The 12,673-nt window shown below is 37.7% G+C and carries 14 protein-coding genes; 3 read left to right on the top strand and 11 right to left on the bottom strand.

Features of this window, described 5'->3' with window-relative positions; translation table 11 throughout:
• Positions 1-55 precede the first annotated feature (55 nt).
• The 4 genes from ACN6MT_RS10255 to ACN6MT_RS10240 all read right to left on the bottom strand — a co-directional run bounded on the left by ACN6MT_RS10255 (position 56) and on the right by ACN6MT_RS10240 (position 3,681).
• Positions 56-1,321, bottom strand: a complete 1,266-nt coding sequence (locus ACN6MT_RS10255; protein ID WP_419955787.1) for a S8 family serine peptidase — start codon at positions 1,319-1,321, stop codon at positions 56-58.
• A 160-nt stretch (positions 1,322-1,481) separates the two neighbouring features.
• A complete protein-coding gene (locus ACN6MT_RS10250; RefSeq protein WP_419955786.1) occupies positions 1,482-2,420 on the bottom strand; it encodes a magnesium transporter CorA family protein in 939 nt (312 codons plus the stop codon).
• Between the two features lie 207 nt (positions 2,421-2,627).
• Complete coding sequence (locus tag ACN6MT_RS10245) at positions 2,628-3,512, bottom strand: cation diffusion facilitator family transporter (protein ID WP_419955785.1); 885 nt, start codon at positions 3,510-3,512, stop codon at positions 2,628-2,630.
• 25 nt (positions 3,513-3,537) lie between these two features.
• Positions 3,538-3,681 carry a hypothetical protein gene (locus ACN6MT_RS10240; protein WP_157411819.1) on the bottom strand — a complete coding sequence of 48 codons (144 nt, stop codon included), beginning with the start codon at positions 3,679-3,681 and terminating at the stop codon, positions 3,538-3,540.
• Positions 3,682-3,772: 91 nt separating this feature from the next.
• Between ACN6MT_RS10240 and ACN6MT_RS10235 the strand changes: the two genes are divergently transcribed.
• Positions 3,773-3,991, top strand: coding sequence for a YozQ family protein (locus ACN6MT_RS10235; protein ID WP_419955784.1), 219 nt, complete (start codon positions 3,773-3,775; stop codon positions 3,989-3,991).
• Between the two features lie 291 nt (positions 3,992-4,282).
• On the opposite strand, the gene ACN6MT_RS10230 is transcribed toward ACN6MT_RS10235, so the two are convergent.
• The gene (locus ACN6MT_RS10230) at positions 4,283-5,038 is read right to left on the bottom strand and encodes a TraR/DksA C4-type zinc finger protein (protein ID WP_419955783.1); all 756 of its coding nucleotides are present in this window, start codon (positions 5,036-5,038) and stop codon (positions 4,283-4,285) included.
• Between the two features lie 226 nt (positions 5,039-5,264).
• On the opposite strand from ACN6MT_RS10230, the gene ACN6MT_RS10225 reads away from it, so the two are divergent.
• Positions 5,265-5,438 (top strand): hypothetical protein, encoded by a 174-nt coding sequence (locus ACN6MT_RS10225; RefSeq protein ID WP_419955782.1) that lies wholly within the window; start codon positions 5,265-5,267, stop codon positions 5,436-5,438.
• Positions 5,422-6,783: an amino acid permease gene (locus tag ACN6MT_RS10220; protein ID WP_419955781.1), complete on the top strand. Its 1,362-nt coding sequence runs from the start codon at positions 5,422-5,424 to the stop codon at positions 6,781-6,783. The genes ACN6MT_RS10225 and ACN6MT_RS10220 overlap by 17 nt, the downstream gene beginning before the upstream one ends.
• Before the next feature lie 39 nt (positions 6,784-6,822).
• Here ACN6MT_RS10220 and ACN6MT_RS10215 read toward each other — a convergent pair whose 3' ends face one another.
• From ACN6MT_RS10215 to ACN6MT_RS10190, 6 genes are all read right to left on the bottom strand, one after another.
• A complete protein-coding gene (locus tag ACN6MT_RS10215) occupies positions 6,823-7,449 on the bottom strand; it encodes a LysE family transporter (protein WP_419955780.1) in 627 nt (208 codons plus the stop codon).
• 138 nt (positions 7,450-7,587) lie between these two features.
• Positions 7,588-8,625, bottom strand: coding sequence for a glycosyltransferase family 2 protein (locus ACN6MT_RS10210; protein ID WP_034674147.1), 1,038 nt, complete (start codon positions 8,623-8,625; stop codon positions 7,588-7,590).
• 19 nt (positions 8,626-8,644) lie between these two features.
• Complete coding sequence (locus tag ACN6MT_RS10205; protein WP_419955779.1) at positions 8,645-10,318, bottom strand: DUF6044 family protein; 1,674 nt, start codon at positions 10,316-10,318, stop codon at positions 8,645-8,647.
• Positions 10,319-10,496: 178 nt separating this feature from the next.
• Positions 10,497-10,652, bottom strand: coding sequence for an aspartyl-phosphate phosphatase Spo0E family protein (locus ACN6MT_RS10200; protein WP_082799565.1), 156 nt, complete (start codon positions 10,650-10,652; stop codon positions 10,497-10,499).
• A 139-nt stretch (positions 10,653-10,791) separates the two neighbouring features.
• Positions 10,792-11,196 (bottom strand): YugN-like family protein, encoded by a 405-nt coding sequence (locus ACN6MT_RS10195; protein ID WP_419956418.1) that lies wholly within the window; start codon positions 11,194-11,196, stop codon positions 10,792-10,794.
• An 87-nt stretch (positions 11,197-11,283) separates the two neighbouring features.
• The gene (locus ACN6MT_RS10190; protein ID WP_419955778.1) at positions 11,284-12,630 is read right to left on the bottom strand and encodes a glucose-6-phosphate isomerase; all 1,347 of its coding nucleotides are present in this window, start codon (positions 12,628-12,630) and stop codon (positions 11,284-11,286) included.
• Between the last annotated feature and the right edge of the window lie 43 nt (positions 12,631-12,673).

Genomic DNA, 12,673 nt, shown 5'->3' with positions numbered 1-12,673 from the left:
TTATTAAATAGATGAAAAAGCCATCTGTTTGCACTAAACAGATGGCTTTTTTCTATTATTTCACTCTAGGGAAACCAAATCCAGAAGCATAGTCATCACCTGCAGCCGCTCCTGTACCACCCAAGATATCATTAGATTTTGCACGATTTTGAAGCTCTGCACGTAGTTGTGTATGCGTCATTGAAGGATTTTCAGCCCAAATTTTTGCTGCTAAACCTGACACATGCGGGGTTGCCATTGACGTTCCACTAATCGTATTGTATGAACCATCATTCCATGTAGATTCAATGGCCCTGCCAGGAGCAGAAACCTCTACATCACGTTCTTGAATGACATAGTCACCATCTGTATTTGGATTCCCTCGTGAAGAGAAATCAGCGATACGATATGTACCGTTCTGCTGAACATTTTCCAAAGCAGCTACTGCTACAGCATTGACTAAAGCTCCCGGATACCCAATTGTATTACTTGTTGGGCCATCATTTCCAGCTGCTGCAATCACTAATACCCCTTTACCATAGGCGTAATCAACAGCACTAGAAATTAACGAGTCTTTTGCACTTGAACCTAAAGACATCGAGATAATTACCTTTGAACCGGTTCTAGTTGCCTCATCTGCCGCCATACGAATAGCAGAAGCAATATCGTCCGAATAGCCAGAGCCTCGGTTATTTAATACTTTATATGCCCAAAGATCGGCCTCTGGTGCAACACCATATATCCCTTGTCCAGTACTGCCGCCATCTGCAAGTACAGTACCGGCAACATGTGTTCCATGACCATTACCATCCGAGCAGCTGCCATCAATCAGTGGTGATTTAGTTTGTGTAAAATCCTTACATTGCTGGATTTGATTTGTTAAATCGGCGTGGCTGGAAAGGACACCTGTATCAAGGACTGCTACCTTTATTCCATTCCCTCCAGAGGTCGCCACAATAGCAGAATCATTATATATCGCTTGGATTCCCCATGGAGTTCGATCACTTGGCCCAGAATTAGTGGATCCGCCTGGTTTTGCAGCCGCTTCTACTTTTGGTGCGAGCTGAACTTCCTCTACTTTTTCAATGGTTAAATTTTTATTTTTCAATAATGCCTGGTATTGCTTGCTGTTAACCGTTGTGGTAAATCCCTCTGACCCAAAATCCCAGCGTACCCCAACATTCTTCATCGCTTGTGCTTTATCAGCTGATGGTCCTTGAATGATGACACGAACAGGCTCTTCCAGGCTGGTTGGCGCTTGACCGAAGGCACCTGTTGCAAACATCGATACCCCCATTACAAAGCTAAGTACTGACGCTCCTACTACTTTTCTTTTTTTCATCTACATTCTCCTCCATCATTTAACTCCAGGCAGGGACCTGTCCCTTTATTCTATTTTGAATTTTCAGAATAAAGAAATGAAAAACGACCCAGAAAAGTTGGGAAATTTTTTGAAACGATAAAAAAACCGTCCTCTCTTGAAGGACGGTTTATTAATATACTTAAAAATATTTCTTTTTCCAAAAGATTAATGCGGTTAAGGTAGATAATACACAAGCTACCGTTATCGATATCCAAAAGGCATGTGGACTATTTTGTAACGGTAAATCAACATTCATGCCGTAAAAACTGAAAACGATTGTTGGAAACGAAAGAATAATCGTGAATGATGTTAAAAATTTCATAACAATATTTACGTTATTAGAAATAATCGAAGCAAATGCGTCCATCATCCCGCTAAGGATTGAACTGTATGTTTCGGCCATCTCAATCGCCTGAATTTTTTCAATCATCACATCTTCAAGTAAGTCCTTGTCTTCCTCATACATTTTGATATAACTAAATCGAAGAATCTTATCTAAAACCACTTTATTTGATTTAAGAGAAGTAGTGAAGTAGACAAGACTTTTTTCTAATGCAAGAAAGGCATATAATTCCTTGTTTTTCATCGATTGATGAAGTTCACGCTCGATTTCATTCGTTCGCTTATTAATTTGTTTTAAATAGCGAAGATAATAGGATGTAATGATAGCAAGAATCTGAAGAGCAAATCGGTTCTTTTTAAAGGTATAGAACTCTTTTATTTTATTATTCTTAAAAACTTCTAAGATAGGTGTATCCTTTAACGATACAGTCAGTATACATTCATCTGTTAAAACAATCCCCACAGGGATAGTCTCGTAGATAGGAAATCCTGCATCATCGTGCGTAATATAGGGGTAATCGACAATGATATAAACTTGCCCATCTTCACGCTCAATTCTCGGGCGTTCTTCATCATCAAGGGCGTCTCTTATAAAGTCAACGTAAATGTTCGCTTCATCTGCAACCCTGTTAATTTCTTCTTCTGTTGGGGCATACATATTAACCCAGCAGCCCTTTGAAATTTTCTCTACCTGTTCAAGTACTTTTGTTTCGGTGCTTTTATAAATCTCCAACATGATAAAACCTCCTCACTTACTTTGTTCGAGGAAGCCATACTACCTTCTTAAGAGCTGATATTCCTGAAGAATCCAATTCAAAGATAACGCTGACTTCCCCCATACTACTAGGGTCCGGGTCTATTGCATAACTCAAAAATATCAACTCCTTAACATTTAAGTACTTCATTATCATAAACCCAAAATCAAAAAAGCACAAACAAGATTTTATTCCGGAAAATAGGGATTTAAGTGAATTAATACCTCGTCAATGTTATCATACCTCTCCATCAATCTCCCTTTGATTGACTTAGCAAGGTCATGACCTTCCTTAATGGTTTTAAAGTGATCAATCGATATTCTAAGATCCACTAAAATATAATGGCCATGTTCCCTCGCTCTAATTCGGTCAATCCTCTTAACCTCTTGGAATTCATTCACTACATTAATGTATTCCTGCAGCGTTTCGGCGTCAATGTTCCTTTCGAGCAAAATATCAAAAGCTTCCATTAGCATCTCTTTAGAGATTTTAAAGATTAAGTAGGCAACAAATATGCTTGCCGCTTTATCACCATAATGCAGGAGTAAGATATTAAAGTGTTCTCCAATGATTGAAAGGAGAACTCCTATAGCTGCGGCTATAGAGGCAACAATGTCTGCTTTGTGGTCAAAGGCAATTGCTTCGATTGCCTTACTATTATGCTCTTTCGCCACCTTTAATGATGAACGGTATAATATAATTTTTGTGATGTATGAAATGATTGCTACCCACATAGCTAAGAAGCTTGGTGTTTCCACTTCATGAAAGAAACCAGAGATTCCTTCATATACCACATAAATGGATACGAGAAAAAGTAAAATCCCTACAATCCCAGAAACAATTACCTCTGCCTTCCCATGACCATAAGGGTGCTCCTTATCAGCAGGTTTATTGGCGATTTTAATTACCAATAAGACGATTACTGACGCAAAAACATCCGCCGCGGAATGAATACCATCGGCAAATACAGCGTCACTATTTCCATACCAGCCGATAATAATCTTCCCTACTGTTAAAATGACATTACTGATCACACTAATCCAAGCAATCTTCTTAGCCAAGGATTCCCTCATCTTTTAAATCCACCTCATAAAAATTCTATTTCTCCATCTGATTCTTTCCATTTGCCTCCATTTTCATTTCTTCCTCTTCCTCTTCGACTGTAATCCGGTTAATGGCGTCATGAAGAAAATGAAATGCCTCGTCTAGTTCTTCCCTTGATGGATATTTATCTTTGTTCATTTAAATCATCTCCTAATATTTTTATGAGTAATCGTCGAAAAATAAGTAGAAAATACGGGTGTACCTTATTTTTTTAAAAGGAGTGTGCAGCATGGATAAAAAAAATCCTACCACAAACAGTACTGAGCTTGCCGGACGTATCTACGAGACAAGCGATTATCAAAAGAACGATGTTCTAGCAACTGGTCTTTCGACCACCCACGAACAGGCAAGCGACAGCTATATGCAGGGTGAAATAGATCCATCTACTGATGATGATTTAAACGCGAAAGATCTCCCGATTGCACAAAAACCCTACCGAAACAAATGAAATGCGTAAGCGCCTTGCCCAGGGGCGACAGGCATAAGACGAGCCGACAAGAAGGTTGGTTTTTACCTTCTTGTCGGATTGTCAGAAATGTGGAGGCGACTGCCCTGGGACGAAGGCATAAGACGAACCCTGCAAGAAGGCGCTCTTTGCCTTCTTGCAGGGGATGGCTTATGACTCGAGTCCCAAGGAGCCGAAACTAGACAAGCTTATGACCCCGAGCCCCTAGGCGCTGAAGCTAGACAAATAAAAATCAGGAAAACAGCTTTCAAAACGAAAGCTGTTTTTTCTTTTTTATTTATCGTCATCTACATAAGGATCATGTTCATAGGCTGGCAAATCTCCAAAGCTTGTCATGATTCCTTCCTCGTCAAGAGACTGTTCATAGCGTTCGTGTTGTGAGTTAGGGTAAACAGTAATATTGTTTCCATATATATCATTTCCAACAAAGTTTTCAAAGTCCTCAACATATCCCTCATTTTCATCGGGTTCATTATTAACATCGTTATAATGTTCCTGAGGAAACGCTAGATCCGATGGTGTATCAGATGTTCCCCATTGGGATACAATCTGCCAGGAGTCCTCCGCATCAAAGGCAACATTCTCATCTTTAGAATCCATGTCAAACTTTCCGAATGGCGGCATTAACACGCCTTCTTCAATGGGACGATCATGGGAAACAACTTGGTCTGGACTGTGTTCTTTACAATAGATGGTATTAGGTAAGGCCTCTAATCGTTCAAATGGAATTTCTTTACCACATACCTCGCATGTTCCATATGTTCCATTTTCCATTGCTTCCAGTGCTCTGTTAATATTTAATAGCTGCAAATCAGTATGTTGATTTAATGCAATATCCTTTTCGCGCTCGTATAAATCTGTTCCTTCATCGGCAGGGTGATTATCATAACTTGATAACTCCCCCATCGATTCATGATAATGCCCTCGTTCAAAACCGTAGTGATCATTTTGTTCGAGACGCTCTTCAATTTCCTCTTTTTCCTTTAATAATTGCAAACGAAACCCGGCAAGCTGTTCTGTCGTTAACATATAGGTAACCCCTTTCAAGGTTTATTGCCTTCTTTATCGCCTATTTTATATATTTCAACTTTGTCTTGTACCTTTTTATTTTCATTGATTTAGGCGGCGATTATGTAATGAATTTATTGATTCCAACAAAATCCTAAATTACTCTAACGAACTTACTGAATAAGTTTTTAGTGAGGGTGTATCTTAACATATAGAAAGATATTAGAAAGGAAATGAGGGGACCTACATGGTAAATGAAAATTTTAATAAATTCAGAAAAGAACAGCAGGAACACCAAAGCATATACTTAGGCGGTGCCAATCGGCAACGTGGACAGAATGATCCTGACTATAATAATCAAGAAATAACGGATAAGTCGCCAGGAACAACTGGGAGAAGCAATAATGGGAAAATCGAGTAGCGGGGCAAAAGAAAAAGGCAATATGAAGTGGTGGCAGCTTACGTTATTTGGAGTAGGTTGTACAATCGGTACAGGCTTCTTTCTAGGGTCAAGTATTGCGATAAAAATGACAGGCCCAGCCATTTTAATTGCCTTCATTCTTGCCGCTGCTGGAACCTATTTTGTCTTTGATGCTCTAGCAAAAATGACAGCACAAGAACCATTAAAAGGAGGTTTTCGCTCCTACGCGAAAAAAGCCTTCGGCAGATGGGCTGGTTTTAGCAGCGGGTGGGTCTATTGGATGTCAGAGGTATTAATTATGGGGAGTCAAATGACTGCACTTTCTATTTTTTCACGTTTCTGGTTCCCAAAAATTCCGCTATGGGTATTTGCTGGTATATATGCTCTGTTAGGACTAGTTGTTGTCCTAATCGGTGTAAGTATTTTAAACAAACTAGAGAATGTATTGGCCATTTTAAAGATAGCAGCGATAATGATGTTCGTCATTATTGCTTTACTGGCTATATTCGGAGTCATTGATGGAGACAGACCGATACAATATCCTGATAGTCAAAAGGACATCATTCCGCATGGTGTTTTAGGGTTATGGTCTGGTGTTATCTTTGCCTTTTATGCATTTGGAGGTATTGAAATATTAGGATTAATGGCTACTCAGTTAAAGGAACCAAAGGAAGCTCCCAAGGCTGGCAAAGTAATGTTATTCACCCTTATGATTATCTACATGCTCTCTATTGGTCTCGCTGTCTTAATGGTACCTTGGAATCAATTTAATGGCGAGAAAAGTCCTTTTGTTAACGCATTAGCTAATTACAATTTAACTTTCATTCCACATCTTTTTAATGGAGCATTAATTATTGCCGGGTTTTCAACTATGGTTGCCTCCCTTTTCGCCGTAACCAGCATACTTGTTACACTCTCCGAAGAAGGAGATGCACCTGGATTATTTTGCAAACAAGGAAAACTAAAGGTACCAATCCCCACTTTACTCATTACAGTACTAGGAATATCAGGATCGATTGTCTGTGCATTATTAATGCCTGGCAATGTGTATGAGTACATTACTACAGCTGCAGGGCTTATGCTTCTTTATAATTGGATATTTATTTTAGCTTCATCATGGAAATTATTAGAGGTCACCGCCAAGGATAAAATCAAATACTCATTAGGTATTCTATTCATATTAATCGCTGTTAGTGGTACCTTATTTCATAGTACAAGCAGACCAGGCTTCTTCATCAGCCTAGCATTCGTTGGTATTATTGGATGCATAACCTTGATTATGAATCTTAAATGGAAAAAGAAAAAGAAAAAAGGTAAGGTATTTAGTCCTTGGCCTACCGCCTAAAGTCAGGATTGCCAGCGTCTGACATGCTGGCTTTTTTTGTTATCCAAATAATATATTAAATGCTTGAAAACCAAAGTAAATACCAAATCCAATCAATGATACTCCTGATAAAAGTGATATCACTACAAGCAGCTGGGAGGTTAAATATTTTCGGAAGTTACTTGCAATTCCTGCCATTGTGATATCCCATAGTAGTAATCCAATAAAGATGGCACTGCTATAAAGGATTAACTGACTCGTTTCATAAGTTGCCGCTGTCTTAGCAAGAACAGAGCCGTAAATACCGAGCCAGAATAAAATCGTCAATGGATTGGATATAGACATAAAGAAACCAGATATGAAGGATTTTGCTAATGGCTCATCCTTCCTGTTTTCTCCTATCTTCAACTTATTTGCTGAAAGCAAGGTTTCAATTCCCGTATAAATTAAGACAAAGCAGCCAAATAACCACAAAAAGGTTTTCATAAAAGGAGTTTCAAGAAAGTGAACAACTCCAAAATAAACGACCATCATATAAACACCATCAGCCGCGACCGCTCCTACCCCAATAAGCCATGAATGCATAAAGCCATGCCTTATTCCCTTATCAATTTGAGCTGCATTGATTGGACCAATCGGAGCAGCTAGCGACAATCCTAGTAATATATAACTTAAAAATACATTCATTCTAATCTCTCCCTGAATCAATAATAGAAGCCTGTCTTTCAATTTCTATTCAGGAATGAGGGTTTGTACCACTTTTATTTAAAAAAGAAGAGCCTTCTTTAGTTCAGAAGACTCTTTAAGAGATTTTACGTATAAGAATTAGTTTGACTCAGATAATTTTCGATGTTCAATTTTATAAAACTCTTGATCATCACTTTCTCTGATTAAATGATGGCGTGCAGCAGGCATTGAGAAAGTATCGATATCAATTATAAACTTGGGACGGTGCTTTGATTCTTTATAAATTTTCCCTACATACTCTCCAATTAACCCTATGGCAATAAGCTGTAAGCCGCCAATTAACCAGATAGAGGTAATGAGTGACGTCCATCCTGTCTGAGTCTCCCCTATTGCTTTTAATAGTAAGAAGTATAAGCCAAATAACAGGCTTAGAAAAAATGAAACAAACCCAATAAACAATACTAACCGAATCGGTGAAACAGAAAAGGATGTTATTCCATCAAAAGCAAATGCTAGCATTTTTTTCAATGGATACTTCGTTTCACCTGCTTGTCTTTCTTTGCGGTCATAATACACGATATCTGAGCGAAATCCAAGGAGTGGAACAATTCCGCGTAAAAAAAGATTTACCTCCTTAAATCCCTCTAATTCCGTGACTGCCCGTTTACTTAGTAAACGAAAATCCGCATGGTTATAAACAAGGTCTACACCCATTTTTCTCATAATTTTATAAAAACCTTGTGCCGTGCTACGCTTAAAAAAGGTATCCGTATCTCTGCGCTTCCTGACGCCATATACGATTTCATTTCCTTCATTAAATTTATGGATAAATTCACGAATTACCTGAATGTCATCCTGTAAGTCGGCATCAATTGAGACAACACAATCTGAAATCTCCTTTGCAGCGAACAAACCTGCTAATAACGCGTTTTGGTGCCCCACATTCCTTGATAATTTTAAACCTCGGATATGCTCATTTCTTAATCCTTCTTTATAAATCATTTCCCATGTTCTGTCTTTACTCCCATCATCAACAAACAGGATTTTTGTTCGGTTAGAAACGAGCTGTTCACTTATTAACTGTTTTACAAGCAGGTCAAGCTGATTCATCGTTTCAGTTAATACCTCTTCTTCATTATAACAAGGCACAACAATCGTCAGGACAGGTTCAATCATCCGTTATTACCCCCGATGTTTATAAAGTCTTGTATAAATAGATCTTCCATGCAGCGTTTTTTGATTCAAAGACCTTATCCAGTTTTAGTTGATTTTGCTCAGAATTAGCGATTGGCAGAGCAGATAGTATGTATTCTCCACCCATTTCTTTAAAGACTTTAGTATTTAATTGCAAGTGTTTTAATTTCCGTTTGGAGTCCTTTTTAATCATATATTTCTTCCCAAGCTGTGAAGTAAAAATGTAACAGCGTCCGCCCCATTGATCAAAATATTTGCGAATGGTTTTATTTTTCGCGAGCTCTGCATCAATTATTTTCCTAAACTGATGTTTATAAGATAATGGGTAAAAGTTATTATAGGTGTCCAATGTATAAAAGCCATTATACTGGGATACGGCAGGATGAATTCCAATACTAGCCACCCGGTAATTTCTTTGTTCTTGACCTATATGTTCCTTTATCTCTTCAAATAATTCCTCTGCATAAAACTCTCCTACTGTTGGTTTTTTGTGATAGATAATCTCATCATTAAATAAACAAAGCAAGAAAATTTGTAAGATAGCAAACCATTTGGCAGTATTCGCCCAGCTGCGCCCTTGCAATGAAATAATTTTTAATGATAGGGCAAACCCTGCATAAATGACCATCGGTCTTAAAAAATGATAACGTGCAAAATTGAAGGTATCCATAAAATGAAACTTCTTTGTTAATGGTAACCAGCCTTTATAAAACCAAAATGCATACCATAGTGATAACAAAAAATTTAGTCCAAATAAAAAGACATATAACTTTTCCTGATTCCAACGTTTTTGCGAAAAGACAAAATAAAATGCTATAAACATTGCAGGTAGAATAAAAAGACCATGTACAGTCATTACATGTGTATGTCCTAAAACATAATTTTTAACAGTCAGCCTAACTACTCTCCATAAAGGTAAGTATGCATGAAAATATTCATCCCTGCTGTTTGGCTCCGTCGAAAATAAAAAGGAATAGACTAATCGATATTCAACAAGCATAAAAATACAGGTCATATAAGCAATAGATAGTAGGAAACGAAGATTCCACCCTTTTCCTCTAAGAATATCTGTAAGCCATAAGATTCCCATTGCACTTAAGAAAAAGAAAAACCCTAAGACAATGCTAGCGTAAAAAGGGATTAATGTTAAAACGAGGTAATCTTTCTTGCTTCCTTGTCCATTTCGGATATTTAGGAATGCCCACAATGCGAGCGGCATTCCCAATGTACTAAGCATTCCTGATGGCCAAAAGGGAGTTAAGGCAAATGCCAGCGATACTCCCACTTGAAGGAAGACCCATTTTTCGCCAGGAAGAAAATGCTTTTTTAATAGTAAATACATTCCAATAAATGCAACTACCCTGGTTAAAGCTTGACTGAGACCATAAGCAATCATGGTTGGAAACAACGCATATAGCCATACGATGATACTGTATTCCGTTCCAAATGCATTTCTTGGCACCCCATTAATAATTTGAGGAATTACCGCATTGACATCCCCAAACATTTGACCACTCTTGGCTAGGACTTTGTACCATGCTAAATTCGAATCCAAGTTATCATGAACACGTATATGAGCATTTTCTTGGAGAATAAAGAGTGGGGAGAGATATATTATTAGAATTAGCACAGCAAAAATGATCCATCTTTTCTCTTTTTTCTTATCAGTGAACACTCATTACACCTCGTAAGCCTTCTTTCTCTTGTTTAATAAAGTTTGCATCTGGGATGGAAATTATTCCTTAAATCAATTGTTTTCCTAATTCAAACATTAATCAGAGATTAATTACATGATAATCTAAAAAAACACCTTCCAATTGAATAGAAGGTGTCTTTATTTTGAATTTAGTGTTTTATCTTTTATTTTCGTAAACATTTAAAAGAAGGTCGAGCTTTTGGCTGCATTGAACAACATTTGGGTTTGAATATCCATATTGTTGTGCCAAATCGATCATTTCAGTCCTTGTTTTTTCAATATCAGATAACAAATAGTTCATGCTCGTCTCCACGGCTCAACCTCTTTTCATGTTTATAACCTATTTATATTATTAACCTTAATTTAAGAAATTTTTCACTTTAAAACAAGTAGTCTACCTTAGAAATAATTGTAACTTTCGTGAACATTATACTAGTACAATATTCAGGTTGTTATGAGAATTGGCCAGAATTCAGCATTGATTCTAACTCTTTGACAAGGACTTTTCCTGTTTCAACATACTGTTGAGGAAAACTTGCGTCCTTATCAACCGGTTCAGAGAACTGATTTAAGGTGCCTGCGCTGACATTGTCATCAAGACCGATTTGATACTTATGAGACAATAAGAATGGCCTTCCAAGCTCCACTGTACAGTTGTGTGCGTCTAACTGACCATCTATGGCTGAAAACGGCAGCCTTAGAAACTGATAGCCCACTTCATCATTTATTTTGTAATCAAAGGCACCGTGATCATAATCCCAGTTACCTCCGATTGAATAACCGATTGGTTTTAGCATTTTTTCGAGCTTATACAAATCAAACTGTTTACCTTCTACACTTGATGGTATTTCAATCATCATACAGCCCCCTTTTCATCATTAATATTTAGTTTTCCCAAAAAAACAAAAATAGAGTACTGATTTTTTCAGTACTCTACTTTTTTATTACAATCTTTCTTCTAGTTCTGCTTTCTTTTCTTCAAATCCTGGTTTGCCTAATAATGCAAACATGTTTACTTTATAAGCTTCGACTCCTGGCTGATCGAATGGGTTTACACCGAGGAGGTATCCGCTCATGGCACATGCTTTTTCGAAGAAGTAGACTAGGTATCCAAATGTGTATTCGTCCATTGCTGGAATGGATACGATTAAGTTTGGTACGCCTCCATCTGTATGGGCAAGCATGGTTCCTTGGAATGCTTTATTGTTTACAAAGTCAACAGATTGTCCTGCAAGATAATTTAAACCGTCTAAATCACTTTCAGCTTCTTCAATGATCAATTCATGGCGTGGATTTTCTACCTTAATAACGGTCTCAAATAGATCGCGGCGTCCTTCTTGGACATACTGTCCAAGTGAATGAAGATCCGTTGAGAAATTCGCAGAAGAAGGGTAAATCCCTTTTTGATCTTTTCCTTCACTTTCTCCAAATAGCTGCTTCCACCATTCAGAAAAATACTGAAGTCCTGGCTCATAATTGATAAGCATTTCAATCGTTTTGCCTTTATTATAAAGCGCATTTCTAACTGCAGCATATTGGTATGCAGGATTTTCTTCTAGCTCTGAATGGCTGTAGTCTTCTTGTGCTTTAGCTGCACCTTCCATCATCTTATCAATGTCTGCACCGCTAACAGCAATTGGCAGTAATCCAACTGCAGTTAATACTGAGTAACGTCCGCCAATGTCATCTGCAATCACAAATGACTCATATCCTTCTTCAGTGGCTAAAGTTTTCAAGGCACCTCTAGCTTTGTCAGTTGTTGCATAAATTCTTTTACGTGCTTCTTCCACACCATACTTTTCTTCAAGAAGCTTACGGAAGATTCTAAAGGCAATCGCTGGTTCTGTTGTTGTTCCGGATTTTGAAATTACGTTTACGGAAAAGTCTTTTCCATCAAGCAAATCCATAACATCTCTCATATAAGTAGAACTGATATTGTTACCGACAAAAATAATTTGCGGTGTTTTACGCTTATCTTTTGGCAAAGCATTGTAGAAGCTATGCTGTAACATTTCAATTGCAGCTCGTGCTCCTAAATAAGAACCGCCAATTCCGATTACTAAAAGTACGTCAGAATCTGACTTTATTTTTTCTGCTGCTTTCTTAATCCGTGAGAACTCTTCTTTATCATAGTTTGTAGGAAGGTCAATCCAGCCTAAAAAGTCACTACCTGCACCAGTCTGCTCGTGAAGGGAATGATGTGCTACCTTTACTGCATCACGTAAGTATGTAATTTCATGCTCTGCAAAGAAGGTTAACGCTTTTGAATAATCAAAACGTATGTGTGTCATGTATGTAATCCTCCAATAAATTTATTTTCAATTCTCACTTTAA

Source organism: Neobacillus niacini, assembly GCF_048572935.1.
GTDB lineage: Bacteria > Bacillota > Bacilli > Bacillales > Cytobacillaceae > Neobacillus > Neobacillus niacini.
The sequence above is the reverse complement of the archived record's forward strand: the minus strand, read 5'-3'. Positions and strand labels throughout refer to the sequence as shown.

Bases quoted from the DNA above. Each gene is read 5' to 3' on its own strand.
- ACN6MT_RS10255 (WP_419955787.1), bottom strand. From the start codon at position 1,321: ATGAAAAAAAGAAAAGTAGTAGGAGCGTCAGTACTTAGCTTTGTAATG.
- ACN6MT_RS10250 (WP_419955786.1), bottom strand. From the start codon at position 2,420: ATGTTGGAGATTTATAAAAGCACCGAAACAAAAGTACTTGAACAGGTA.
- ACN6MT_RS10245 (WP_419955785.1), bottom strand. From the start codon at position 3,512: ATGAGGGAATCCTTGGCTAAGAAGATTGCTTGGATTAGTGTGATCAGT.
- ACN6MT_RS10240 (WP_157411819.1), bottom strand. From the start codon at position 3,681: ATGAACAAAGATAAATATCCATCAAGGGAAGAACTAGACGAGGCATTT.
- ACN6MT_RS10235 (WP_419955784.1), top strand. From the start codon at position 3,773: ATGGATAAAAAAAATCCTACCACAAACAGTACTGAGCTTGCCGGACGT.
- ACN6MT_RS10230 (WP_419955783.1), bottom strand. From the start codon at position 5,038: ATGTTAACGACAGAACAGCTTGCCGGGTTTCGTTTGCAATTATTAAAG.
- ACN6MT_RS10225 (WP_419955782.1), top strand. From the start codon at position 5,265: ATGGTAAATGAAAATTTTAATAAATTCAGAAAAGAACAGCAGGAACAC.
- ACN6MT_RS10220 (WP_419955781.1), top strand. From the start codon at position 5,422: ATGGGAAAATCGAGTAGCGGGGCAAAAGAAAAAGGCAATATGAAGTGG.
- ACN6MT_RS10215 (WP_419955780.1), bottom strand. From the start codon at position 7,449: ATGAATGTATTTTTAAGTTATATATTACTAGGATTGTCGCTAGCTGCT.
- ACN6MT_RS10210 (WP_034674147.1), bottom strand. From the start codon at position 8,625: ATGATTGAACCTGTCCTGACGATTGTTGTGCCTTGTTATAATGAAGAA.
- ACN6MT_RS10195 (WP_419956418.1), bottom strand. From the start codon at position 11,196: ATGATTGAAATACCATCAAGTGTAGAAGGTAAACAGTTTGATTTGTAT.
- ACN6MT_RS10190 (WP_419955778.1), bottom strand. From the start codon at position 12,630: ATGACACACATACGTTTTGATTATTCAAAAGCGTTAACCTTCTTTGCA.